The sequence below is a fragment of the Asticcacaulis biprosthecium C19 genome, from assembly GCF_000204015.1.
GTDB lineage: Bacteria > Pseudomonadota > Alphaproteobacteria > Caulobacterales > Caulobacteraceae > Asticcacaulis > Asticcacaulis biprosthecius.
In genome coordinates, this window is record NZ_GL883079.1 from 128,296 (window position 1) to 148,733 (window position 20,438).

25 protein-coding genes are annotated in these 20,438 nt (G+C 60.8%); 9 read left to right on the top strand and 16 right to left on the bottom strand.

Going from position 1 to position 20,438, the window contains the following annotated elements:
* The first annotated feature begins 58 nt into the window (after window positions 1-58).
* Window positions 59-1,219, top strand: a complete 1,161-nt coding sequence (locus ABI_RS15715) for a deoxyguanosinetriphosphate triphosphohydrolase (protein ID WP_006274023.1) — start codon at window positions 59-61, stop codon at window positions 1,217-1,219.
* Between the two features lie 10 nt (window positions 1,220-1,229).
* Here ABI_RS15715 and ABI_RS15720 read toward each other — a convergent pair whose 3' ends face one another.
* Genes ABI_RS15720 through ABI_RS23800 form a run of 3 tightly spaced genes read right to left on the bottom strand, consistent with a single transcriptional unit; the run spans window position 1,230 to window position 2,962 of the window.
* Window positions 1,230-1,679: a hypothetical protein gene (locus ABI_RS15720; protein ID WP_040309496.1), complete on the bottom strand. Its 450-nt coding sequence runs from the start codon at window positions 1,677-1,679 to the stop codon at window positions 1,230-1,232.
* A 21-nt stretch (window positions 1,680-1,700) separates the two neighbouring features.
* Entirely contained in the window at window positions 1,701-2,096 is a 396-nt protein-coding gene (locus ABI_RS15725) for a VOC family protein (protein ID WP_040309497.1), read from the bottom strand.
* A complete protein-coding gene (locus ABI_RS23800) occupies window positions 2,093-2,962 on the bottom strand; it encodes a GGDEF domain-containing protein (protein ID WP_245531372.1) in 870 nt (289 codons plus the stop codon). Before ABI_RS23800 ends, ABI_RS15725 begins: the two co-directional genes overlap by 4 nt.
* Before the next feature lie 261 nt (window positions 2,963-3,223).
* Here ABI_RS23800 and purE point away from each other — a divergent pair, with 261 nt between their 5' ends.
* From purE to ABI_RS15750, 4 genes are read left to right on the top strand one after another with little or no spacing between them, the layout of a single operon-like run.
* Window positions 3,224-3,715 carry a 5-(carboxyamino)imidazole ribonucleotide mutase gene (purE, locus tag ABI_RS15735; protein WP_006274026.1) on the top strand — a complete coding sequence of 164 codons (492 nt, stop codon included), beginning with the start codon at window positions 3,224-3,226 and terminating at the stop codon, window positions 3,713-3,715.
* The gene (locus ABI_RS15740; protein WP_006274027.1) at window positions 3,715-4,800 is read left to right on the top strand and encodes a 5-(carboxyamino)imidazole ribonucleotide synthase; all 1,086 of its coding nucleotides are present in this window, start codon (window positions 3,715-3,717) and stop codon (window positions 4,798-4,800) included. The genes purE and ABI_RS15740 overlap by 1 nt, the downstream gene beginning before the upstream one ends.
* The gene (locus ABI_RS15745; RefSeq protein WP_006274028.1) at window positions 4,800-5,081 is read left to right on the top strand and encodes a YciI family protein; all 282 of its coding nucleotides are present in this window, start codon (window positions 4,800-4,802) and stop codon (window positions 5,079-5,081) included. The genes ABI_RS15740 and ABI_RS15745 overlap by 1 nt, the downstream gene beginning before the upstream one ends.
* A gap of 27 nt (window positions 5,082-5,108) precedes the next feature.
* Window positions 5,109-5,426, top strand: coding sequence for a ribonuclease E inhibitor RraB (locus tag ABI_RS15750; protein ID WP_040309498.1), 318 nt, complete (start codon window positions 5,109-5,111; stop codon window positions 5,424-5,426).
* Window positions 5,427-5,519: 93 nt separating this feature from the next.
* Here the strand turns inward: ABI_RS15750 and ABI_RS15755 are convergent, their stop codons facing one another.
* Complete coding sequence (locus ABI_RS15755; RefSeq protein ID WP_006274030.1) at window positions 5,520-6,173, bottom strand: COQ9 family protein; 654 nt, start codon at window positions 6,171-6,173, stop codon at window positions 5,520-5,522.
* A gap of 243 nt (window positions 6,174-6,416) precedes the next feature.
* Here ABI_RS15755 and rpsU point away from each other — a divergent pair, with 243 nt between their 5' ends.
* From rpsU to ABI_RS15770, 3 genes are all read left to right on the top strand, one after another.
* Window positions 6,417-6,668 carry a 30S ribosomal protein S21 gene (rpsU, locus tag ABI_RS15760; protein ID WP_006274032.1) on the top strand — a complete coding sequence of 84 codons (252 nt, stop codon included), beginning with the start codon at window positions 6,417-6,419 and terminating at the stop codon, window positions 6,666-6,668.
* A gap of 90 nt (window positions 6,669-6,758) precedes the next feature.
* Window positions 6,759-7,136 carry an acyl-CoA thioesterase gene (locus tag ABI_RS15765; protein ID WP_006274033.1) on the top strand — a complete coding sequence of 126 codons (378 nt, stop codon included), beginning with the start codon at window positions 6,759-6,761 and terminating at the stop codon, window positions 7,134-7,136.
* Window positions 7,137-7,226: 90 nt separating this feature from the next.
* Window positions 7,227-7,724 carry a hypothetical protein gene (locus ABI_RS15770; protein WP_006274034.1) on the top strand — a complete coding sequence of 166 codons (498 nt, stop codon included), beginning with the start codon at window positions 7,227-7,229 and terminating at the stop codon, window positions 7,722-7,724.
* A 387-nt stretch (window positions 7,725-8,111) separates the two neighbouring features.
* Here ABI_RS15770 and ABI_RS15775 read toward each other — a convergent pair whose 3' ends face one another.
* The 12 genes from ABI_RS15775 to ABI_RS15825 form a co-directional block, all read right to left on the bottom strand.
* A complete protein-coding gene (locus tag ABI_RS15775; protein WP_006274035.1) occupies window positions 8,112-8,777 on the bottom strand; it encodes a hypothetical protein in 666 nt (221 codons plus the stop codon).
* Window positions 8,778-8,783: 6 nt separating this feature from the next.
* Window positions 8,784-9,476: a Rossmann-fold NAD(P)-binding domain-containing protein gene (locus tag ABI_RS15780; protein WP_006274036.1), complete on the bottom strand. Its 693-nt coding sequence runs from the start codon at window positions 9,474-9,476 to the stop codon at window positions 8,784-8,786.
* A gap of 104 nt (window positions 9,477-9,580) precedes the next feature.
* A complete protein-coding gene (locus tag ABI_RS15785; protein ID WP_040309499.1) occupies window positions 9,581-10,012 on the bottom strand; it encodes a DUF1801 domain-containing protein in 432 nt (143 codons plus the stop codon).
* Window positions 9,957-10,733, bottom strand: a complete 777-nt coding sequence (locus ABI_RS15790; protein WP_006274038.1) for a hypothetical protein — start codon at window positions 10,731-10,733, stop codon at window positions 9,957-9,959. Before ABI_RS15790 ends, ABI_RS15785 begins: the two co-directional genes overlap by 56 nt.
* Window positions 10,734-10,763: 30 nt before the next feature.
* Window positions 10,764-10,925: a hypothetical protein gene (locus ABI_RS24550; protein WP_006274039.1), complete on the bottom strand. Its 162-nt coding sequence runs from the start codon at window positions 10,923-10,925 to the stop codon at window positions 10,764-10,766.
* A 23-nt stretch (window positions 10,926-10,948) separates the two neighbouring features.
* On the bottom strand, window positions 10,949-12,358 hold the full coding sequence (locus tag ABI_RS15795) for an NAD(P)(+) transhydrogenase (Re/Si-specific) subunit beta (protein ID WP_006274040.1): 1,410 nt from the start codon (window positions 12,356-12,358) through the stop codon (window positions 10,949-10,951).
* Window positions 12,359-12,360: 2 nt separating this feature from the next.
* A complete protein-coding gene (locus tag ABI_RS15800) occupies window positions 12,361-12,690 on the bottom strand; it encodes a proton-translocating transhydrogenase family protein (RefSeq protein ID WP_006274041.1) in 330 nt (109 codons plus the stop codon).
* Window positions 12,691-12,730: 40 nt separating this feature from the next.
* On the bottom strand, window positions 12,731-13,864 hold the full coding sequence (locus ABI_RS15805; protein ID WP_006274042.1) for a Re/Si-specific NAD(P)(+) transhydrogenase subunit alpha: 1,134 nt from the start codon (window positions 13,862-13,864) through the stop codon (window positions 12,731-12,733).
* A gap of 240 nt (window positions 13,865-14,104) precedes the next feature.
* Window positions 14,105-14,359, bottom strand: coding sequence for an aa3-type cytochrome c oxidase subunit IV (locus ABI_RS15810; RefSeq protein WP_006274043.1), 255 nt, complete (start codon window positions 14,357-14,359; stop codon window positions 14,105-14,107).
* Between the two features lie 228 nt (window positions 14,360-14,587).
* Window positions 14,588-15,559 carry a bifunctional helix-turn-helix transcriptional regulator/GNAT family N-acetyltransferase gene (locus tag ABI_RS15815; protein WP_083811535.1) on the bottom strand — a complete coding sequence of 324 codons (972 nt, stop codon included), beginning with the start codon at window positions 15,557-15,559 and terminating at the stop codon, window positions 14,588-14,590.
* A gap of 64 nt (window positions 15,560-15,623) precedes the next feature.
* Window positions 15,624-16,886: a Xaa-Pro dipeptidase gene (locus ABI_RS15820; protein WP_040309501.1), complete on the bottom strand. Its 1,263-nt coding sequence runs from the start codon at window positions 16,884-16,886 to the stop codon at window positions 15,624-15,626.
* A 59-nt stretch (window positions 16,887-16,945) separates the two neighbouring features.
* Entirely contained in the window at window positions 16,946-18,733 is a 1,788-nt protein-coding gene (locus ABI_RS15825) for a M3 family oligoendopeptidase (protein ID WP_040309638.1), read from the bottom strand.
* A gap of 237 nt (window positions 18,734-18,970) precedes the next feature.
* Here ABI_RS15825 and ABI_RS15830 point away from each other — a divergent pair, with 237 nt between their 5' ends.
* The gene (locus ABI_RS15830; RefSeq protein ID WP_006274047.1) at window positions 18,971-20,422 is read left to right on the top strand and encodes a sigma-54-dependent transcriptional regulator; all 1,452 of its coding nucleotides are present in this window, start codon (window positions 18,971-18,973) and stop codon (window positions 20,420-20,422) included.
* Window positions 20,423-20,438 lie beyond the last annotated feature (16 nt).

A 20,438-nucleotide genomic window follows, 5' to 3' on the forward strand; every position in this document is an offset into this window, starting at 1 on the left:
CTCTATCCGAAAAGTGCGTCACACTTTTTGGGGTGCGCTCTGACGAAAGACGCGCCTGATGAGCCTGGCACCTTACGCCGAAGACGTCACCAAGAGCCTCGGCCGGCTTAACCCGCAGCCTGAAAGCCCGAGCCGTACAGCCTTTGCGCGCGACCGCGACCGCATCATCCATTCGACGGCTTTCCGCCGGCTGAAGGGCAAGACCCAGGTCTTCGTCGCCAACGAAGGCGACTATTTCCGGACACGTCTGACACACTCGCTGGAGGTGGCGCAGATCGCCCGCTCGCTGGCCCATTCGATGAAGCTGAATGAGGATCTGGCCGAGACGATCGCCCTGTCGCACGACCTGGGCCATCCGCCGTTCGGTCATGCCGGCGAGGATGAGTTGCACAAATGCATGGAGCCGTGGGGCGGGTTCGACCACAATGTCCAGACCTTCCGGGTGATCACCAAGCTGGAGACGCGCTATCCAGGCTTCGACGGGTTGAACCTGACCTGGGAGACGCTTGAAGGCATCATCAAACACAACGGGCCGGTCGGGCATCATATGGCGGAGCCGTCGTGGAAGGCGATCGTCGACTTTAACGAGCAATGGGATTTACGGCCGGACACGTTCGCGTCCATGGAAGCCCAGGTGGCGGCGATTTCGGACGATATTGCGTACAACAATCACGATGTTGACGATGGTTTGCGGGCGGATCTGTTTACCATAGCCGACTTGCTGGAGGTCCCGTTGATTGGGCCCGCCTTGCGGTCGGTGCAGAAGGACTGGCCGAATATCGACAACCGGATGCTGCGGCTGGAAGGCGTGCGGCGGATGATTGGCACGATGATCGAAGACGTCGAGGGCGAGACGGCGCGGCGGTTGGCGGCGGACGGGATTCAAACGGCGGAGGATGCGCGCCTTGCGAAGCGTCAGATGGTGGCGTTTTCGAAAGGCGTGTTCGATGATCTCACGCGGTTGCGGGCGTTTTTGTACGAGCGGATGTACAAGCATTACAAACTGAACCGGACGCGGTCGCATGCCCGCCGGACACTGAGTGAGATGTTTTTCCTGTTCATGAACGAGCCGGATACGCTGCCGACCGAATGGTTCCAGGTTGTCTGCGCTAAGGATTCCGAAACGGCGCGGGCTCGGGTGATTTGTGATTATATCGCCGGCATGACGGATGCTTTCGCCATCGAGGAACATCGGAGGCTGTTCAGCTTTATCGGCTGAAATACATGCGTCAAGTTTGTTTGAAACTCTCGTCTCTTCGTTGGTGATTGTCGAATATAATTCGGATGAATTTTCCGGTTCTTCTGTCAACAGATGCCGTAATGAGCGTCAAAGGAGATACCTGTCCCCTTTGCCCTGCCATTCCGGCTAGCTGAGGCAGTCCATAAAAGGCGTTTTTATCGTCTTTAAACTCAATTACCCATTTGCCGCCGAGATGCTTTCGGAACACTTGTCCTACGTACCTGGCTGCTCCGTCTAGCAACGCGGCTTCTGTCATGGGTCTGGTGTCCTCAATTTTCGCGTATCTGGCCAGAACGAAAGCCTCAACCGCTATTAACGATTCAGGCGAAAAGTCGAGGAGCGTAGAATTGGTTTGCGGTACGGTTTTTTGGAACCTTTCGATAGCGTCGTCCATGTCCATCAACCAGAATTCAAACTGATCGTGCTTATCGAAAGACATAATTATTCTTCTCATTTTTTTTTATGGATTGGCGGGCTCCAGCAGATCCCACAAATTCCCGAAACGGTCACGGAACACACAGACCTTGCCGTAAGGCTCCACCCGCGGCGCTTCGCGAAACTCGACCCCAGCCGCCGCATAAGCCGCATAGTCCCGGTCGAAATCGTCGGTAAACAGCACTAGGAACACCCGGCCGCCGGTCTGATCCCCTATACGCGCCGTCTGTTCTGGACCCGATGCCCGGGCCAGCAGCAAGCGCGTCTCCGAAGACCCCGGCGGGGCCACCAGCACCCAACGCTTCCCGCTGCCAAGGTCGCTGTCCTCGATCAGATCGAATCCCAGATCGCCGCAGTAGTGCGCGATCGCCAGATCATACTCCGGCACCAGCACCGACAAGGCCGCTATATGCTGTTTCAACGGGCCGACTTCTTGACCAGGAACATGGCCGCATCGGCCTCGCTCAGCCACGCCTCGGCCGTCGGCTGGCCGGCATAGGCGCGGACCCCGAACGAACCGCCGGTCTTCAGATAGAGGCCATTGTAGGCGAACGTGCCCATCATCAGCTCGGCTTCCAGCTTCATCGCCTTCACCCGCGACGACTTCAGATCCGCCCGCCGCAGCAGAATGGCGAACTCGTCCCCGCCGATACGCGCGACAGCGTCACCCTCGCGGACGCTGGCCTTCAACGTCTCCGCCACATAGATCAGCGCCGCGTCGCCAGCGCCATGGCCGTAGGCGTCATTGATCGCCTTGAAGCTGTCCATGTCGAGATAAATCAGGCACGCCTCTTCGCCATAGCGCTTGCAATCGGCCATGGCACGGTGAACCTCATTCAGGAAGGCGCGCCGATTCAGGGTTGGGGTCAGGACATCGTTGTCGGCCTGGTCCCGGGCGGATTGCAAGGCCAGGGTCCGCTGATGCAGTTGCTCGCGCAGCCGCTCATTCTCCATCATCAGCGACTCGATCAGAGCCTGAGCCGAGGCCGGCCATTCATTCTGCTCCGGTTCGACGCCTTGAACCACGACAGGTTCGACATGCAGGGCTGCCTCCAGCCGGGCAAACGAGGCCGCGATCGCGTCCTCAGGGCGCAGCCTGGGCGTCTCGTCCGTCACGCTCAGGGCATGGCGCACGGGTTCAGCCGGCGTGGGATCATTGGCCGCCATCACATCGTCGGCCGTCTGTGTCTCGAAATACTGGGCCAGCAGACTCTGCATCGACGCCGTGGTGGCGCGTCGAATAGGCTCATGATCCTGCGCGGGCAGGGGCGGTTGCTGATCTGGCATCATAAGACATAAAGGAAGGTTTTGGTGGGACGGGAGGTGTAAGAATGCGAGCTCTTACCGGCCCGTCGTAGGCTCTCATGAAAGCATACCCGCAGCCGCGGCGCAATGCGTTCGGCTGCGCAAATTCTGTTGATTTGAAGATCTGAAAAATCAAGCCACAGTAAGGTGGTTAACCCCCCATGAGCGGTTTCAAATCGGGGCTTGCAGACAGGGCCTTTTCACCTATATACGGCCCTTTTTGAGAGCCTGGAAAGGATCCCCATGGCCGCCTCCGTACCCGTCGCCATTATCATGGGGTCGCGATCCGACTGGAACGTGATGAAGGCTGCAGCCGCAGCGCTCGACTCTTTAGGAGTCGCTTATGACGCGAAAGTGGTGTCGGCACACCGCACGCCCCAGCGCATGGTCGACTTTGCAACCGGTGCCAAGGCCGCGGGCTACAAGGTGATCATCGCCGGCGCCGGCGGCGCGGCCCATCTCCCCGGGATGACGGCATCCATGACCACCCTCCCGGTGCTGGGCGTTCCTGTACCACTGAAGGAAGGCCTGAAAGGCATAGATTCGCTGCTCAGTATCGTCCAGATGCCGGGCGGTGTCCCCGTCGGCACCCTGGCGGTCGGTGAGGCCGGCGCCAAGAATGCCGGTCTGCTGGCGGCGCAGATCCTGGCACTCAATGATCCGGAACTGGCTGAGCGCATCGAAGCCTTGCGCGCCGCCCAGACCGACAGCGTTCCCGATACGGTGGAAGACTGATGCAGGCTCTCGGCTTAGGGGCGACGATCGGTATTCTGGGTGACGGCCAACTGGGCCGGATGCTGAGCCAGGCGGCGTCGCGCCTGGGATTCAAGGTGGTCATCTTCGGTCCGGACGCGGAATCGCCCGCAGCCCAGGTGTCGCTGGCTTCCAAGGTTGCCGCCTATACCGACGAAGCCGTGCTGGCCCGCCTGGCCGAACGCTGTGACGTCATCACCTTCGAATTCGAGAACGTCCCGGCGTCGAGCCTGGACTATCTGGTCGGTCTGGGCGCCACGGTGGCGCCGTCGTCGAAGGCGTTGCGCATCACCCAGGATCGCGTGCTGGAAAAGAGCTTTGCCCGTGAGCAGGGTATCGGCACGGTCGATTTCCGCGCCATCGACAGCCTGGAGGACTTTCAGGCGGCCGTCGCTGAACTGGGCCCGCCGTCGCTGCTCAAGACCCGCCGCGAAGGCTATGACGGTAAGGGCCAGGTGTGGATCAAATCGGCCGACGATATCGCCGCGGCGTTTGACAGCCTGAATGGCCGGCCCTCGATCCTGGAAGCCCGGGCGGATTTCACACAGGAAATCTCGGTGGTGGCGGCGCGCGGATGGGACGGGGCGGTCTCGACCTTCCCGATCGGCGAGAATCACCATGTCGGCGGTATCCTGTCGACCACCCTGGCGCCCGCCCAGATCGCCGCAGCGACGGTTGCCGAGGCGCACGCCATTGCCCGCAAGGTGCTGGAAGGGCTTGACTATGTCGGCGTTCTGGCCGTGGAATTGTTCGTTTTGCCGACCGGCAAAGTGCTGCTGAACGAGATTGCGCCGCGGGTTCACAATTCCGGCCACTGGACCCAGGACGGCTGCCTTTGCGACCAGTTCGAACAGCATATCCGTGCCGTCGCCGGCTGGCCGCTGGGGGATAGCTCGGCGCGCTGTACGGTAGAGATGACCAATCTGTTGGGGGCGGACATACTCGACTGGCGGCGCCTGTCAGCGGAAGCCCGCGCAAGACTGTATGTTTACGGCAAGGACTTTTCCGTGAAGGAAGGGCCGCGCCCCGGCCGCAAGATGGGCCATATCAACCGGATCAAGAGCTGATGATTATCGTACTTCTGACCTACAAGGTGTCCACTGAAGAGTTGGATACATCCATCGACGCCCACCGCGACTGGCTGATGGCCAGCATCGAGGCCGGCCGTTTGCTGGCGGCGGGTCGCAAGGTGCCGCGCACCGGCGGCATGCTGCTGGCGCGCGGCGATCTGGACCAGGTCAAGACCTGGGCCGCGACCGATCCTTTTGCGGTCAATGGTCTGGCTGACTATGACTTTACCGAGGTCGCCGTGACCCTGACGGCGGATGGCCTGGACGGGTTGAAATAGACGTTTTCGTTTGGTTGTTGGGCAGTGATGTCAATCTTTGATGAAAATGCCGAGATCTTACGTAGGATAGCATCCCAGGGTGTCGATCTCACCATTCCGCGCTCAATTGACTTTGCGCACGCTTTCGCAAGCTCCGAGTCAGCCGAAGCATTCGCGCGAGATGTTAGGGCACAAGGGTTTGATGTGATCGTCGCTATGGCGGGAGAAAACGACAAGACACCTTGGGATGCCGTCGCAAGCAAATACATGATCCCGACCTGCGAAAACATCACTGAAGCGGAACGTGAGTTGGGCGCTATATCCCGAACCTACGGCGGATTTCCGGATGGTTGGGGGTTCTTTTGATCTCGGCGGGATATGACTTTACCGAGTCAGCCGTGGCCGGAACGATCACGCCGAGCAATTGCTACACAACGGCAAACAGGATGCGCACCACTGTCACAGAGGCGCTTCGTGGCCGAAGCGCAAGCGACCCAGGGTCTGGGCCAGGTCCAGCACGACCTCTTCCGGCTTGGCCGGCAAGTTGGCCTTGAACTTTTCGTAGGCCATGACCGATTCGATATTACGGCGGATCTGGTCCAACTGCGCGTCGCGGCCCTGGCTCAACCGTGTCATCAGCGCCGTCGACAAAATGCCGCAGACGATGATCCGCTTGGAATAGTGATTCTCGTCCAGCGCCTTGTCACCGGCCAGACGCCAGATGCTGTCGGCTGTGGCCCACAATAGACGGTGGAACAGGGCGGCATGGTGGGGCAGGGCGAAAAAGCCCATCAAACGCCGGGCAAGTCGTTCGTCCGTGGCCGCCGCATCGAGCCGCAAATTGAGCAGGTGAGCGATCTTCTCGCGAATCTTAAGGCCGTCGACAACGGCATCGTCCAGAGCCGCGTCGTGACCGCGCCACAGAATGGCAGCGATATCCGAAGCGCCATTGGGCGCGATCAGGTCGCGCAAGCCTTCGTCCATGTTCAGCGCCTGGGCGCCGGCCTCAACACTGCCACGGTTCAGGCCCATATCCGGCACGAAAGGCGCCACCGCCTGGGCCAGGCGGTATTCGGCTTCCTTGAGGTCTGAGAAGGGTGTGTGTGCGCTCATCGTGTCAGGATAGTCCCTGTCTCCCACCGCGCCAAGGGGTGGAAATGTCGCAGGCGGGGCGAAATCCCGGAAAAACGCCGGCGAAACTCCCTTTTAACGTAAGCTTCGTATGGACATGCCCCAGGCTCTGATGTATGGGCATGCGACCTTCCCGCAGACCGCCCGGTTTGCGGGCTTAACTTTTTATTCGACTGAACCGGCAGGTTCCCCAGGTTGGGGCGGCCACGATCTCAGTCCCGAACTGTGAATGGAGAGAGACCTCTGGTACAGATTTTCGTCCGTGACAACAACGTCGATCAGGCTCTGAAGGCGCTGAAGAAGAAGATGCAACGTGAAGGCTCCTTCCGTGAAATGAAGCGTCACGTGCATTATGAAAAGCCCTCCGAGAAGCGCGCTCGCCAACAGGCGGAAGCCGTGCGCCGCGCCCGTAAGTTGGCTCGCAAGCGCATCCAGCGTGAAGGCGGTATCACCGCGGCCCGTCCGGCCAAGCCCTAAGTCACGGCTTACCAGGTCTTTCTGTCTTGAAAGCCAGTTTAAAAAGGCGTTGAAGGATAACCTTCGACGCCTTTTTCATGTGGATTCGCAATGGATACTCCCGACCCCGCCGACATCGCCATCCTGACTACCGCCATGCCAGCCGACACCAATCCGTCGGGAGACATCTTCGGTGGCTGGCTGATGGCCCAGATGGACCTGGCGGCCGGCAATGTTGCCGCGCGAACCTCACGCGGCCGCGTCGCCACCATTGCGGTCGACGGCATGATCTTCCTCACTCCTGTCAAGGTCGGCGACGAGGTCAGCGTCTACGCGAAAATCCTGTCGGTGGGGCGCACCTCAATGAAGCTGAAGGTCAAGGCCTACCGCCGCCTGCGTGACAGCGACACCCGGATTCCGGTGACCGAAGCGACCTTCACCTTCGTCGCCATTGACGCCAATGGACGGCCACGGCCGGTCGAAGCATGATCCCCCTTTCGCGTGCCTAAAATTGTGTTAAGAATGCGTCAAACTCCCTGCGTGGGAGATAAGGCGACAACAAGCCCCGGGGTAGCATACATGGTGAAATCGACCTTCTTCAGCCGTTTCCAGGAATGGCTTTCCGAGTGGGACGAAACCAAGACCCGTCAGGTACTGGTCGTTGTTTTGGCCGTTCTTGTCGGACTTCTGGTCGGACTGATCATCGATACCGCCATGCGGCTGCTGGGGGATTTCACCTTTCCGCCGCCCCCCGTGCTCAACATGGCTGATGAGGCGCAACTCAAGGAGTTGTACGCGACAATGCCGGCCGAAGCCTTTGCCATCAAGGTGTTCTCCTGGGCCTTGGGTACACTGGCCGGCGGCTATACAGCCGTCCGTGTTGCCAAGATGGGGCAATTCCCCGCCTGGATCGTGGGTATTCTGCTGTATGCCGGTTACCTGATCGGCATGGTGGGCCTGCCGGTCCCGCTTTGGGTGCACATTGTCTGCCCGCTGCTGGTGGCGGCCTGCGCCTACGGTGCCGGCTGGCTGGGGATGTACATAACCGTCCAAAAAGAAATCAAAGCCCAAGCTTGAGCCACGCTGGTGGGCTGCAACCCGCCGTCTGGCTGCGATGCGGTGCTCACGTACAAGCGTACGCTCCGCTCCGCGTCTCGCCAGCCAGCGTCTTTCGCCTCACCATCGTGGCTCAGCTATGGCGTGTCTTTACTGGTGGGCTGCAAACCGTCATCTTCTTGCGATACGGTGCTCACGTACAACGTTTTTGGTTGTGCTAACGCTTCGCTCGTTGAGCACGAAACGCTCCGCTCCGTTTCTCAGAAGCCAACGGGTTTCGCCTCACGATAAGCGCTCAGGTTAAAGCGCTTCCCTAGTTGAGCACGAAGAACTCCGCTCCGCGTCTCGCCAGCCGGCGCGTTTCGCCTCACCATCGCGGCTCAGCTTAAGTGCGCTCATTCTACAGAGTTATTTGGCTTTCGGGACGATGTACATGGCCGTGGGGGCGCGGTCGAGATTGATCCGCGTGGCATCGGGGATATCGGCCGGGAAGAAGCAGGGGGCCTTCGTCTTGCCCGAGGTTTGTAGTTTCAGGTTCACGGTCTTGCCCGCCTTGGTTGCCACCGTACCGCTTTGGGCGCCTTCGAAACACACTGCCTTGTAGTCAGGGACGGCCAGGCTCATCAAACCCGCCGCCCTTTTGGCGCCATCGTGGGCCTGTTTTACGGCCGCGGCCAGGGGGCTTGCCTCCATCGACGCCGAAGGCGCCACATTGGGCATCAGCCGGATATCGATGCCGATCTTGCCATCCTTCGGGCCGGTCAGGGCAATTTCGCGCTTCCCTTTAAGGTCAGCAGCGGTTGGCAATGGCAGGACCCGACCATTGGTCGCAATATTTAGCGGCCGATCGCCGGCCTGGCTTTTCATAACCAGAGAGACACTGTTCCTGTCGACGCCATCGAACAGAAGGAAATAGCCCATCGTGAAATGATCACGCTGATTGGCTTGCAGGTCATAATAGGCTTTCAGAAACGGAAACAGCTTTTCCGCCGGAACGTTTTTTGTTTCTGCCAGCGCCGCCGTTGCCAGCAGTACGAAAGGAAGTGCCGCCGCCGCGGCCTTTGCAAATGTCATGGTAACCTATTTCGGAGGGGTGTCGAACAGGGCGGTGGAAGCCGCTTTTGTAAGGGTGATACGGGTAGCGCCGGGGAATTGCGACGGCACGAAATACGGCGTTCCGGCCGGATATTCCCCGCCCGCGGCCGTTTTGGGCATTGGTTTCTTCTGGTCGCCGACCTCGACCGTGCCGTCGCCGCCACCGACAAAGTAGACGCGGTCCAGCTTCTTCAGGGCCAGCGCCATGGCGCCGGCAATCTTGCCCATGGCGGCATTACCCTGCTTGATGCCGAGCGCCAGGCCGGCAGCATCGTAGGACTTGCCGGCCGCCTGGGTCGAATGCACCTTGATCTTGGGACCAATGGTGCAGGTCTGGGGCATGTTCATGGTGATGGTGGCGCCGGCGTTCAGCTGATCGCGGGTCGGCAAGGGCGTGATGCGGCCGTCACCGGCGATACGCAGGGGCGTCGTCTTGCCACCAGCGTTCAGAGTGGCCGTCACCTTGGAGGTGTCGCAGTTCTTGATGCGCAGGTTATAATAGACATTGACCTGGCTGCGTTCACCGGCCGGCAGGTTCAGGAACTTTTGCAGACCGGGCAGGGCTTCGGACGCCTTGCCGGTCTGACTGATCATGTTCTGCGCCATGGCGGGCGCAGCAGACAGCAACACCGCGGCCGACACAGCCATCGAGGCCGTTTTGACAAGATTACGCAGCACCTTTGGATCCCTCGATCATCGCCCCGACAAGAGCGTTGTATGTAACATAGTGGGGTGATTGTGCCAAATTGTGGCTGAACGGCGGGTGAATGACGGCCGGTCCATCAAGCCTTGTAACGAAGTTTGGCCGTTTCATAGCTCCATTTGATCAGGGTTTTGAGCTTGTCCAGGTTAAGGTCGGACAGCCTGTTGAAATAGAGACACGCCACGCTGGTCTTGAACCTGCCCAGCCCCTCCAACAGATCCGGACGGTCGGAAAATCCCGCCATGAGATAGACGGTCATCTGCGCCTTGCGCGGAGAAAAACCGGCCAACGGCCAGTCGGACGCTTGTTTCTTGCCGTTGATCGACGTGTAGCGGTCGAAGCCGATGATAGCGTCACCCCACATGACGGGCTGTTGGCCCGTGATGTCTACATGCAGATCGAGCAGAGCCAGGCTATCGGCGCGCCGGTTCTCAGGCGCTATGGCCGTGATGTAATCAATAGCGCTGGCGTCGGTGGGTTTGGTTTTCGGCTCGTTCTTGGAGTCTGGCATGGGCTACCTCAAGAGGTTTGGGCGCCGGCAGGAACAGTTCGCTGATAGCGGCGCGCCGGGCAGGATCCAGTTGTTCCATATAACCGGCCATGCAGTCCATATAGCTGTGGTCGGAATGCCATTCCGAAATGAACCGTTTGACGCCGCGGTGTTCCAGATCACGCTGGAGGCCCTGAATCGCGGCGTACCACACCCTGGCTTGAGGCGCGGATGTCAGGCCCGTGGCCAGGTTAACCGTCTGGCCGCCCGAAAATTCCACGACATAGTCGACAGCGTAGGTGTTGGCGCTTTGGTTGCATGAGACCTGTATCGATGTTGCTTCGCCAAGGTCGAAGCTCCGGTAGATAGGGCTCAACTGGCTGGGCGCGCGGGTGACGATCCGGTCGCGATAAAGGGCTGTGCCACCGGTCAGGTCCAGGGCGAGGGCGCAGACGATCAGAGCTGCAGCGAAGACGGTATGTGTCTTCATCCAGGCGTTGCTGTGCGCCAACCGGGTAAATCGGATCAGAGCCAGGAACACCGCCGCATACATTGCGAGGGCGAGCGCGCTGTACAACGACAGGCTCGGCCACCAGAGCAACGGATCTGCTGGCAGGGTGCGGGGGAAGACGGAAAGTTGGCCCAGGACATGAAACGGTCCCACCAACAGATAGGCGGCATAAAGCGCGAGGACGATCCAGAATCCCCAAATGGTGAAGAACTGTCGCGGTTGAGTTGCCATCGCCGTTTCCCTGCAGGAAACGGACCATGTTCAGTCTTCGGGGAAATGGTCGTCCTCGTAGGCGGCGACCAGGTCCAGAAGGGCCTGCAGTTCATCGCCTTCGGGCGAGCCGGGAGGCGCACCGGTGAGCGTATCAAGCCGCCTAAGGGCGTCCTGGTACTCTGACTCTGTCCGTAGGAATTCGTACTGCATGTTGTGGCGTCCAGGGCGCTTTTCTAAAGCCCTTTGACGATGCCCTCGACCATCTTCTTGGCGTCGGCGAAAAGCATCATCGTATTGTCGCGGAAGAACAGCTCATTTTCGACACCGGCATAGCCGGCGGCCATGCCGCGCTTGACGAACAGAACCGTGCGGGCCTTTTCGACGTCCAGGATCGGCATGCCGTAGATGGCCGAGGTCGGGTCGGTCTTGGCGGCAGGGTTGGTGACGTCGTTGGCGCCGATGACGAAGGCGACGTCGGCGGTGGCGAACTCGCTGTTGATGTCTTCCAGCTCGAAGACCTCATCGTAAGGGACGTTGGCCTCGGCCAGCAGCACGTTCATGTGACCCGGCATGCGTCCGGCGACGGGGTGGATGGCGTACTTCACCTCAACGCCTTCTTCCTTCAGCTTGTCGGCCATTTCGCGCAGGGCGTGCTGGGCCTGGGCCACGGCCATGCCATAGCCCGGCACGATGATCACCTTGGAGGCATTCTTCATGATGAAGGCGGCGTCTTCGGCCGAGCCCGTCTTCACCGGGCGGGCTTCGACCTTGCCACCGGCAACGGCGGCTGTATCGCCGCCGAAGCCACCCATGATGACGCTGAAGAAGTTGCGGTTCATCGCCTTGCACATGATGTAGCTCAGGATCGCACCCGACGAACCGACGAGGGCGCCGGTGATGATCAGGGCGATGTTCTCCAGCGTGAAGCCCAGGGCGGCGGCTGCCCAGCCGGAATAGGAGTTCAGCATCGAGACGACGACGGGCATGTCGGCGCCGCCAATGGGGATGATCAGGGTTATGCCCAGGATCAAGGCCAGGGCGAAGATGCCCCAGAAGGCCCAGCTCGCGCGGCCGTCAGTGGCGATCATGATGCCGATCAGGACGACGATCCCAACGCCGAGGGCGATGTTGAGGAGGTGGCGGGCCGGCAGGATAATGGGGGCGCCGGACATATTGCCGTTCAGCTTGGCGAACGCAATGACCGAACCGGTAAAGGTGATGGCACCGATGGCGCATCCCAGGGCCAGTTCGATGATCGACTGCAGCTTGATCCCGTCCAGACCGTTGTCGATGTGGAAGGCGCGCGGGGCATAGAGGGCGCCGATGGCGACCATACAGGCGGCCATGCCGACCAGGGAGTGGAAGGCGGCGACCAGTTGCGGCATGGCCGTCATGGAGACTTTGCGCGCCACGACGGTGCCGATCGTGCCGCCGGCGGCGATGCCGACCAGGATCAGGACGATGGTCACCGGATCGAGGGCATTGTTGATCAACAGGGCGATTAGGGTGACACCGACAGCGATGGCCATACCGACCATGCCGTACAGATTGCCCTGACGCGAAGTTTCAGGTGACGACAGGCCGCGCAGGGCCAGGATGAAAAGAACGCCGGAAACGAGGTAGGCGAGAGTAATGAGTTCCATGATTAGTGCGCTCCCCCTTCAATTTTCTTTTCTTTTTTCTTGTACATGGCCAGCATCCGTCGGGTGACCATGAAGCCGCCGAAGATGTTGACGGCGGCCAGGGCCGAGGCGATGGCGCCTGCGCCCTTGGCGATCCAGGTATTGATGTCGGCGCCGGCTGGGCCTGCGGCCTGCGACGCCGCGGCGATCAGGGCGCCGACGATGATGACCGAGGATATGGCGTTGGTGACGGCCATCAGCGGTGTGTGAAGGGCCGGTGTGACGCTCCACACGACGTAGTAACCGACGAAGATGGCCAGAACGAAGATGGCGAAGTGAAATACGGTTTCCATGGCTTATCCTTTGCCCTGACGCGTTGCTGCGTGAGGGCAGTTACCCCTTGAGATTCGGATGGACGACGGCGCCGTCCCGGGTGACCAGCGACGCCTTGAGGATATCGTCCTCGTAGTCGGGCGCCAGATTGCCTTCCTTGTCGATCAAGAGACCAACAAAGGCCTGCAGGTTCCGGGCGTACAGGGCCGAGGCATCGGCCGCGATCGTGGCGGCAATGTTGGAGAAGCCGATGATCCTGACGCCGTTGACGTCGACGACCTGATCCGCGATGCAGCCCTCGACATTGCCCCCCTGGGGCGCGGCGAGGTCGATGATGACCGAGCCGGGCTTCATGGAAGCCACCTGTTCTTTCGTCACCAGGATCGGCGCGGCGCGGCCGGGAATCAGCGCCGTGGTGATGACGATGTCCTGCTTGCCGATATGGGTGGTGATCAGTTCGGCCTGCTTGGCCTTGTATTCCGCCGACATTTCCTTGGCGTAACCGCCGGCGGTCTGAGCGTTCTTGAACTCTTCGTCCTCGACGGCGATGAACTTGCCGCCCAGGGACTCAACCTGTTCCTTGGTGGCCGGGCGGACGTCCGTGGCCGTCACCACGGCGCCCAGGCGACGGGCGGTGGCGATGGCCTGGAGACCGGCGACGCCGACACCCATGATGAAGGCCTTGGCGGGAGCGACCGTGCCGGCGGCCGTCATCATCATCGGAAAGGCCTTGCCGAAGGCGGCGGCGGCTTCGATGACGGCGCGGTAGCCGGCCAGGTTGGCCTGGGACGACAGCACGTCCATGACTTGGGCGCGGGTGATGCGCGGGACAAATTCCATGGCGTAGCCATTGGCATTCGCCGCGGCGAGGCCGTTCAGAGCGTCCTTGTCGCGATAGCCGTCAAGTTGGGCGATCACCGAAGCGCCGGGCTTCAGCGCGGCGATTTCGGAGGCCTGGGGCGGGCGCACCTTCAGGACGATATCGGCGCCTTCGAGTGTTTCGGCAGTGGTACCGGTGAGCGTCGCGCCGGCAGCGGTATAGGCCTCGTCGCTGATCGAAGCGCTGAGGCCAGCGCCGCTTTGGACGCGGACCGTCTGGCCGGCGCCTGTCCATTTCTTCACCGTATCCGGCGTTGCGGCGACCCGCGTCTCACCGGCGTGCGATTCCTTGAGAATTGCGATGGTAACAGCCAACTTGTTTTCCCTTATATGGCAAGGCGGTACGCAAGATTACCCGCAGCGACTCTGAAGGCCGCTTAACTGAATTATGGCTTGTTATGGGCAAACGCAGCGGGAGTCAAAGGACGGTTGCGTGATATATCGTGCCGGTTGGCGTTACCGTTGCTAAACTGGCGGCATTCTCTGGCTGAAGCACGCAAAAAGCCGGAACGAAGGCTGTCGTTCCGGCTTTGGCATTGTGAGCGCAAATGGCGCTTAGTGGGCCGGGTCGGCCTTCTTCTTTAGCAGGAACCAGCCGACGACGGCGACGACGACAGCCGAAACGCCAGCTGCGATCAGGCCCAGCTTGGTGCAGGTCAGGATGATGATAAAGGTAAGGAAAACGGCGAGGTTCAGGCTGCCCCACTTGGTGAGGGCTGCGAACAGGCCATAGGTGCCGCGGTGCTGATGGATATCCATTTCGCCGCGGACATAGTCGCTGTGGCTGTCGTGATCGTGATGGTCGGCCATGAGGGTCCTCGAAACATATGCATAATCAGCAGATTCTCTTCGCTCTTACAAAAGCGCAAGGCTTTGGTCAATCAGGCTAGTGTCGTGATTTCGAAGTTCGCCAGCTTCGATATCAGCCAAGAGCGCGAACTTCGAAATCTCAACGACACTAAAATGATAAGTTGCTGGTGTCCTTTTGATTCTGAAATTCGCATAGAGCTTGATATCGGACAGGGGCGAATTTCAGAATCAGGACACCAGGACCTTTTCCAGCGAGATGTCGGAGCGCTGATACAGTTCGTGCAGTCCCGTGGCGCTGTCGACATAGCCCAGTTTGCGATAGGTCGGCACGGCGTGCGGTAGTTTCACCGATGAGACCAGGTAGAGCTTGGTGAGGCCCAGTGACCGGGCATGGTCCTCCACGGCGGCGACCAGGGCAGTGCCGATGCCCTTGCCCTGGAACACCGTTGACACCGCCATTTTGGCCAGTTCGTACATATCGTCCGAGCGTTTGACCAGGGCACAGGTACCGACGATCTGGCCATGGACGGCGGCCATATAGATGGCGCCGCCGGGGGCGATGATCAGGCCAACCGGGTCGGCAAACATCTGGCGATCGACGGGCTCGACGGTGAAATAGTGTTCCAGCCATTCGGTGTTCAATGCTTCGAAATAGCGTTGATTGTCAGGCATGGCCGGGTCGTAGGGGCGGATTTCGAGCCCTTCCAGAAGACGATCGCGCTTCAGAACAGTTTTCAGTCCCCGTGGAATGGCGCGGTCGTCGACGGCTTCCTCAAGACGGGCCAGCAGTTGTAGCGTTTGGTCGGCGGTCTCGCCAGGAAAGGCGGTTTCAAGGGCCTGGCGCAGGACGAACCAGGCTGGCTCCAGCCGGGTGTGCAGGACCTGGCCCGAGGCGGTGAGGGTGACCTGTTTGATCCGCCCGTCGGTCGGTGCCGGGGTGAGTTCGATCAGTCCGGCTTCGACCAGTTGTTTGCAGAAGGCGTTGACGGCGGCATGCGACACGCCGAGTTGCTGCGACAAGGCCATCATGCCGATACCGGGCTGCTTGTGGACCGTGCGGAAGAGGGGGAACCAGCGCGGTTCAAAGTCGAGCTTGTGCTCGTCGTAGAAGGCCTTGACGGTGGCCATCATGTTTTCGCTAAGCACGCGGAACCGTGTGCCAAGGGCGAGGATACCGAGGTCTTGCAGGGCTTGTGTCATGAAGTACGTAATATGTTACGTAAATTATCACGTCAAGCGACGCCGCAGAATTCTGTAGCCGTGGCTATTCCTTCCTTACGACCTCGCCGCCCTTCATGACAAAGACCGGCTTTTCCAGCACGGTCACGTCGCTGAGCGGATCGCCGACAACGCCGACCAGGTCGCCATAGTGGCCGGGCTTCAGGCTGCCGACATCGCTCTCCCAGCCCAGGGCCTGCGAAGCTGTGACCGTGGCTGACTGGATGGCCTGCAAGGGTGTCGCGCCATAGCGCACCATGATGGCGAACTGTTTGGCGTTGTCGCCGTGCGGATAAATACCGGCATCGGTGCCGTAGATCATCTTGACGCCGGCTTTCAGGGCCTTTTTGAAGTTCTGGCGCTGGGCTTCGGCCAGTTCCAGATCCTTGCGCAGATTGTCCGGCAGGACGCCGTTCTTCGCGCCTTCGGCCTGGGTGTAGTCGGTGTTGTAGATGTCCATCGACAGGTAGGTGCCGTGCTGGATGGCCAGTTTGATGCCTTCGTCGTCAATCAGAGAGGCGTGTTCGATCGTGTCGACTCCACCGATGATGGCCGCCTTGATGCCCTCAAAACCATGGGCATGGGCGGCGACGCGCAGGCCGTCCATATGGGCTTCCGTGGTGATGGCGGAGATCTCAGCGACGCTCAGCTGCTGGGCACCCGACGACTTGCCGCGCGAGAAGACACCGGCGGTGGCGCAGATCTTGATCACCGTGGCGCCATATTTGCGCAGGGTGCGGACCGCTTTGATGCCTTCGGCCGGGCTGTCGGAATTGAACGGTTCCTTGGCGTTGAACGAGGCAGGAAAATAGGTGTCATCGCAATGGCCGCCGGTGGCGCCAAAGGCAAAGCCGGCCGTGTCCATGCGCGGGCCCGGGACATAGCCGGCGTCGATGCCTTCGCGCAGGCCGACATCGTTCCATTCATAGGAACCCACATTGCGGATGGTGGTGAAGCCGGCATTGAGCGTCTTTTCGGCATTGGCGACGGCGACCGTCATCCAGAAGCGATCGGAGAACTGCAGATAGGTATAACCGCTGAACCGCGGATCGGCGTCGATATGGACGTGCATGTCGATCAGGCCGGGCAGCAGTGTGACGCCGGGCAGGTCGACACGCTCGGCGCCGGCCGGGATGGCGACACCGGAGCCGGCAGCCGTAATACGACCGTCGGTGATAACGACCACAGGTTTGGAGATGACCTTGCCGGTCTCGACCTCGATCATGCGGTCTGCCGTGACCGCGATGGTCTTGGCATGGACGCCGGTGGCGGCGAGGGCCATAGCAGCGGCAACAACAAGGATTTTCATGATCCGGCTCCTGATGATTCAGGTCACCGGATCACAAATTCGTCCGCAGGGCAAGTTAACTAAAGCAGAGCTTCGAAACCGTCGATCAGCCCTTCCAGGCGGGCACAGCCCATCTTCCAGAAGGCCTTGTCGCGCGGGTTCATGCCGAAGGGGGCCAGGGCCTCGGTGTAGGCTTTGGTGCCGCCGCCCGACAAAAGCGTCTTGTACAGCGGCGTGAACCCTTGCGGATCCTGGCGGCGCTTTTCCATCAGGGCCGAGACCAACAGGTCGCCGAAGGCATAGGCATAGACATAGAAGGGCGCGTGGACGAAGTGGCTGACATAGGCCCACCAGTATTCGTAGCCGTCATTGAGCTTGATCGCCGGGCCCAGGGACTCGCCCATGACCTCCAACCAGATGGCATTGATCTGGGGAACGGAGACTTCGCCGTCCAGACGGGTGGCGTGGAAACGCTCTTCGAAGCGGTGGAAGGCAATCTGGCGAATAACGCTGTTCAGGCAGTCTTCGATCTTGCCGGCCAGCAGCGCCTTCTTGTCCTCGGCCGAGGCGTCGGCGACCAGGTGTTCGAACACCAGGCCTTCGGCAAAGATTGACGCCGTTTCGGCCAGGGTCAGGGGCGTGTCGGCCAGGATGGAGCCCAGGGGCTGGCACAGAGTCTGATGGACGGCATGACCCAGTTCGTGGGCCAGGGTCAGGACTTCACGGCGGTCGCCGGTGAAGTTCAGCATGACATAGGGGTGACGATTGGCGGTTACCGGGTGGGCGTAGGCGCCCGACGACTTGCCTGGCCGCGGGGCGGCGTCGATCCATGGCCTGTCGAAGAAGACCTGGGCGCGATCGGCGAACTCGATTCCCATCTGACGGAAGCTGTCGAGTACGATCTTTTTCGACTCGTCCCAGCCGTACTTTTTCTGCACCTCCTGGGTCAGAGGTGCGTTGCGGTCCCAGAAGTCGAGTTGCTTCTTGCCGAGGATCCTGGCCTTTAGCTTGTAATAACGGTGCGACAGGGCGGTATAGGATTCCGCCACGGCATCGGCCATGGCGTCGACAGCGTCCTTGTCGACCTCGTTGGCCAGGTGGCGTGAGGCCGCGGGGGCTTCGTATTTGCGCCAACGGTCTTCGACTTGCTTTTCGAAAGCGAGCGTATTGAGTGCCAGGGCCAGGACCGGAGCATTCTCTTTCAGGGCTTCGGTCAGGCCGCCGGCCGCGGCCTTGCGAACCGCCGGTTGCGGTGACGACAGGCGGGTCAGGGCTTCGTTCAGGGTCAGCTGTTCTTTTCCGACCTTGGCGCGCAGCCGCGTCAGGGTTTCGTCGAATAGCCGTGTCCACTGGCCGACGGCCGGGGCGCGTTCCAGCATCAGCCGTTCCAGTTCGGCGGACAGTTCGTGGGGCCGCGAAGCGCGGATACGGCGCAGCCACGGCCGCCACTTCTGGGCCTTGTCAACGGCCTTCAGCGCCTGTTCGATCTCCCAGTCGTCCAGCTTGTTCAATTCGAGACTGAGGTACAGGCTGTCGGATGAGATCATCGACGCCTGCGCGCCCAGGTCCGATTGCAGCTTGGCGATCTGCGGGTTTTCGCGGTCGATGGTCGAGGCTAGGGTGGCGTAGGCAAGGGCGCCGCCCATATCGTCCATGGCCTTTTCGTACAGGGAGGCTGCCTGGTCGATCAGCAGGCCCAGGCGTTCCGGGTTGCCGCGCGCCGACAGGAAAGAGCCCTGCAGCTTGGCCAGTTCCTTGATGTGGCCTTCGCCGGACGCGAAGTCCTGGGCGATCTTCGGATCTTCCGGTCCGGTGTAGAGGTCGGTGAGGTCCCAGACGGGAAGGGCGGAATCGAGGTTGGTCGGCATCTGTGTCATGCATCGGGCATAGCCAAAACCGCGTATGAAATCGAGAAGGAATTTCTTGCCGCTGTGGATGAAGGCTGTCTCACTTTTTGGCTTCGCCTCGCTGGGGATAAGCGTCCGGAAACGGGACATTAACCCTCTCCTTCAATCCGATGTTCAACCTCTTTGGCTACAACTGTCTCAAAACAAACGTACCTCGCCTTCGCGGGGCGCGTCTCAAAACGAGATGGTGTGCTGAAAATGGCCAAGACGATCCTGATCTGTGACGACGATCCGACGCAACGCCGCCTGATCCAGGCCGTGCTCGAACGCGAAGGCTTCATGGTCATGCACGCCGAGAACGGCGCTCAGGCCTATGATCGCCTGACGACCCTGCCGGGGATTGACGCTGTCATTCTCGACCTGGTCATGCCGGGCCAGTCGGGTATCGATACGCTAAAAGAGGTCCGTGCTGCCGGCATCCGTACCCCGGTCGTGGTGCTTACGGCGTCAGGCGGGATCGACACGGTGGTCAAGGCCATGCAGGCTGGCGCCCAGGACTTCTTTATCAAGCCGGCGTCACCCGAGCGCATCCTCGTTTCGGTCCGCAATGCCCTGCAGATGGGCGACATGGCCGCCGAAGTCACGCGCCTCAAAAAGCACGTCGGCAACCGGATTTCGTTCGACGACCTGATCGGCACCTCGGGCACCATGCAGATGGTCCGCCGCCTGGGTGAACGCGCCGCCAAGTCGTCGATTCCCGTCTTGATCCTGGGCGAAAGCGGCGTCGGCAAGGAACTGATCGCCCGTGCCATCCAGGGCTCGTCGGAGCGCGCCGGCAAGCCGTTCGTCGCCGTCAACTGCGGCGCCCTGCCGGAGAACCTGGTCGAATCCATTCTGTTCGGTCACGAAAAAGGCTCGTTCACGGGCGCGTCGGACAAGCATCTGGGCAAGTTCCAGGAAGCCAATGGCGGTACCCTGTTCCTCGATGAGGTCGGTGAACTGCCGCTGGACATGCAGGTCAAGCTGCTGCGCGCGCTGCAGGAAGGCGAGATCGATCCGGTCGGCTCCAAGCGTCCGGTCAAGGTCGATGTCCGCATCATCTCGGCGACAAACCGCAACCTGTCCGACCAGGTCAAGACCGGCCAGTTCCGCGAAGATCTGTTCTATCGCCTCAATGTCTTCCCGGTCGAAGCCCCTTCCTTGCGCGAACGCCGCGAGGATATCCCGGCCTTGATCGAGCACTTTATTCGCCGTTTCAATGTCGAAGAAGGCAAGCGTGTCACAGGCGTCTCAAGTGAGGCTCTGCAACTGCTGTGCGCCTACGACTGGCCGGGCAATGTCCGCCAGTTGGAAAACACCGTCTACCGCGCCATCGTCCTGGCCGACAACCCGTACCTGCAGGCCTTCGACTTCCCGGCGATCAGCGGCCAGGCCATGCCGATGCCGGCAGCCGAAGCCCCGCGTCTGGGCATGGTGGAAGCCCACCATGAGGCGATCAATGCCTTGCCGGACGCCCCGGTGCGGATCCTGGATGCGGCCGGTCACCTGCGCAAGCTGGAAGACATCGAACGCGACCTGATCGAGCATGCCATCGGCGTCTATGCCGGCCATATGTCGGAAGTGGCCAGGCGCTTAGGGATTGGCCGCTCGACCTTGTACCGCAAGGTTCGTGACTGTGGGCTGGAAGGCCTCGTCAAGGAAACGGGCTGAGTTCGCGACGCGGTTC

Coding starts and splice junctions, on each gene's coding strand:
- ABI_RS15715 (WP_006274023.1), top strand. CDS start 59: ATGAGCCTGGCACCTTACGCCGAAGACGTCACCAAGAGCCTCGGCCGG.
- ABI_RS15720 (WP_040309496.1), bottom strand. CDS start 1,679: ATGTCTTTCGATAAGCACGATCAGTTTGAATTCTGGTTGATGGACATG.
- ABI_RS23800 (WP_245531372.1), bottom strand. CDS start 2,962: ATGCCAGATCAGCAACCGCCCCTGCCCGCGCAGGATCATGAGCCTATT.
- purE (WP_006274026.1), top strand. CDS start 3,224: ATGGCCGCCTCCGTACCCGTCGCCATTATCATGGGGTCGCGATCCGAC.
- ABI_RS15740 (WP_006274027.1), top strand. CDS start 3,715: ATGCAGGCTCTCGGCTTAGGGGCGACGATCGGTATTCTGGGTGACGGC.
- ABI_RS15745 (WP_006274028.1), top strand. CDS start 4,800: ATGATTATCGTACTTCTGACCTACAAGGTGTCCACTGAAGAGTTGGAT.
- ABI_RS15750 (WP_040309498.1), top strand. CDS start 5,109: ATGTCAATCTTTGATGAAAATGCCGAGATCTTACGTAGGATAGCATCC.
- ABI_RS15755 (WP_006274030.1), bottom strand. CDS start 6,173: ATGAGCGCACACACACCCTTCTCAGACCTCAAGGAAGCCGAATACCGC.
- ABI_RS15765 (WP_006274033.1), top strand. CDS start 6,759: ATGGATACTCCCGACCCCGCCGACATCGCCATCCTGACTACCGCCATG.
- ABI_RS15770 (WP_006274034.1), top strand. CDS start 7,227: ATGGTGAAATCGACCTTCTTCAGCCGTTTCCAGGAATGGCTTTCCGAG.
- ABI_RS15775 (WP_006274035.1), bottom strand. CDS start 8,777: ATGACATTTGCAAAGGCCGCGGCGGCGGCACTTCCTTTCGTACTGCTG.
- ABI_RS15785 (WP_040309499.1), bottom strand. CDS start 10,012: ATGCCAGACTCCAAGAACGAGCCGAAAACCAAACCCACCGACGCCAGC.
- ABI_RS15790 (WP_006274038.1), bottom strand. CDS start 10,733: ATGGCAACTCAACCGCGACAGTTCTTCACCATTTGGGGATTCTGGATC.
- ABI_RS24550 (WP_006274039.1), bottom strand. CDS start 10,925: ATGCAGTACGAATTCCTACGGACAGAGTCAGAGTACCAGGACGCCCTT.
- ABI_RS15795 (WP_006274040.1), bottom strand. CDS start 12,358: ATGGAACTCATTACTCTCGCCTACCTCGTTTCCGGCGTTCTTTTCATC.
- ABI_RS15800 (WP_006274041.1), bottom strand. CDS start 12,690: ATGGAAACCGTATTTCACTTCGCCATCTTCGTTCTGGCCATCTTCGTC.
- ABI_RS15810 (WP_006274043.1), bottom strand. CDS start 14,359: ATGGCCGACCATCACGATCACGACAGCCACAGCGACTATGTCCGCGGC.
- ABI_RS15815 (WP_083811535.1), bottom strand. CDS start 15,559: ATGACACAAGCCCTGCAAGACCTCGGTATCCTCGCCCTTGGCACACGG.
- ABI_RS15820 (WP_040309501.1), bottom strand. CDS start 16,886: ATGAAAATCCTTGTTGTTGCCGCTGCTATGGCCCTCGCCGCCACCGGC.
- ABI_RS15825 (WP_040309638.1), bottom strand. CDS start 18,733: ATGCCGACCAACCTCGATTCCGCCCTTCCCGTCTGGGACCTCACCGAC.
- ABI_RS15830 (WP_006274047.1), top strand. CDS start 18,971: ATGGCCAAGACGATCCTGATCTGTGACGACGATCCGACGCAACGCCGC.